Origin of the sequence: Streptomyces sp. NPDC050704 (assembly GCF_040654355.1) — a bacterium.
In the GTDB taxonomy this organism is placed as follows: domain Bacteria; phylum Actinomycetota; class Actinomycetes; order Streptomycetales; family Streptomycetaceae; genus Streptomyces.
In genome coordinates, this window is sequence record NZ_JBFAHW010000268.1 from 1 (window position 1) to 1,783 (window position 1,783).

Genomic DNA, 1,783 nt, shown 5'->3' on the forward strand with positions numbered 1-1,783 from the left:
ATGTCGCCGTTGCCCATCAGGGCGTGGACCGCGTCGATGGCGAAGGAGCCCTGACTGGCCTCCATCATCCCGCCGAGCATCGCGAAGACCGCGTCGCGCCCCTGGTGCTCACCGGAGAACCGGTTGCCGCCCGGCTGGTGCCAGACGATCTCCTCGGCCAGGAGCTCCCCGACCTTGGCCAGGTCACCCCTCCGCACAGCCTGGAAGTACTCACTTGCGATGTCGACGTTCTTACTGGTCACGGCAACGCTCCTTACGCCCCTGACACAGAGGCAGCACGACTTACTGTTACAGGCTGAATGCAGGACACGATGTGCGCTCGTTCATCCCGCCACATGGGGCAGCAGCCACCGATGACCGGCCCCTCTTCTTCGGCGAGTTGACCCTGTTGGAGACCCATACTCACCGCCGGTAACCAGTCACCTCAACGTAACCAATGCCATGATGTGACGCAGGTCACTCCACCTGGTCTTCGATGTACTGCCCGCGCACCCCAGGCGTGGCGACCAGACGCATTGACCCCACAGCGCCATCGCGGTTGCATGTTTGTGGACCTCCAGTGGGGAGTTGGAGGAGATTCCGTGTCCTAACTGGGGGGAAAATGAGGGTGAATACGAACTGGCGCACCACAAGACCTGTGCGGGCCACTCTGAGCGCGGCGGTCGCGGCCTGCGCGGTCATGACGGTGCTGCCCGGAGCCGCCTCGGCCGAGCCCGCGGGCGTCGCGGGCGACCTCGAAGCCGGTGTCGAGAGGATCAGTGTCGCGGCCGACGGCACCCAGGCCGACGACAACTCCGTCGGCGCCTCGGTCACGCCCGACGGCCGCAGCATCGTCTTCTCGTCGTCGGCGAAGAACCTCACGCCCGACGCCCCGACGGCAGGCGACAGGGTGTTCGTCCGCGACCAGCAGACGAGTCAGACCAAGCGGCTCGGGGCCCAGACCCCGATCGGGCCTCCGGTGATCAGCGGTGACGGGGAATACGTCGCCTATCCGATCCAGTGGATGAGGAACACGCGGATCCGCCTGCCTCAGGTGAGCACGGGACGGGAGATCTCCACCAACTGCTGGTACAGCTGCACCCAGCCGTCGATGAGCACGGACGGCCACTCCGTCGCCCATGCCGTCACCATCAGCAAGCTCAGCTCGCGCGTCGAGGTCGAGAACTGGTACGCCAACACCAAGGAGGTCATCGTCGCCCTCGACCACAACCTCCCATCGCGGCCGTCCATCAGCGGCGACGGCCGCTATGTCGCCTACGAGGACGGCAAGAGGGAGGATGTCTTCGTGAGAGACCGGACCAGCGGCACCACCTCCGGCCCGCTCGACAGCCCGTCCCAGTGGTCGACACTCGTCCAGCTCAGCGACGACGGCAGCAAGGTCGTCTATTTCGCGGGCTCCGACACTTACGTCTACGACATGGGCTCGGGCACCACCCAACTGGTGCCGAACGTGCGAGGCGTGGCCATCGATCCCACCGGCCGCTATCTGCTGTACGCCCCGCACGACGCGAACGGAGCGTCGCTCACGCTGCGCGATCTGGAGACGGGCACCGACGAGATCGTCTCGAACCAGCCCGCCTCGGCCGGGACGGACGCGGTCAGCGCCGGTGGGCGCGACGTGGTCTTCCAGTCCACGGCCGACGACATCGTGCCCGGCGACACCAACGGCAAGTCGGACGTCTTCGTCCGCCACTTCTACTGATCGTCCCGGCCGGCGCGCTCCCCGGGCCAGGACCCGACCTCAGGCACCTCGGGAACGGGCAACGGCTCGGGCGAAGGCTTC

General features: G+C 66.7%; 2 protein-coding genes. One reads left to right on the top strand and one right to left on the bottom strand.

Going from position 1 to position 1,783, the window contains the following annotated elements; all coding sequences use genetic code 11:
* Nucleotides 1–242 (bottom strand): nuclear transport factor 2 family protein (locus tag AB0I18_RS51985; RefSeq protein WP_363112883.1); only part of this gene is annotated, 242 nt, incomplete at its 3' end.
* 395 nt (nt 243–637) lie between these two features.
* On the opposite strand from AB0I18_RS51985, the gene AB0I18_RS51990 reads away from it, so the two are divergent.
* Nucleotides 638–1,702 carry a hypothetical protein gene (locus AB0I18_RS51990; RefSeq protein ID WP_363112884.1) on the top strand — a complete coding sequence of 355 codons (1,065 nt, stop codon included), beginning with the start codon at nt 638–640 and terminating at the stop codon, nt 1,700–1,702.
* Nucleotides 1,703–1,783 lie beyond the last annotated feature (81 nt).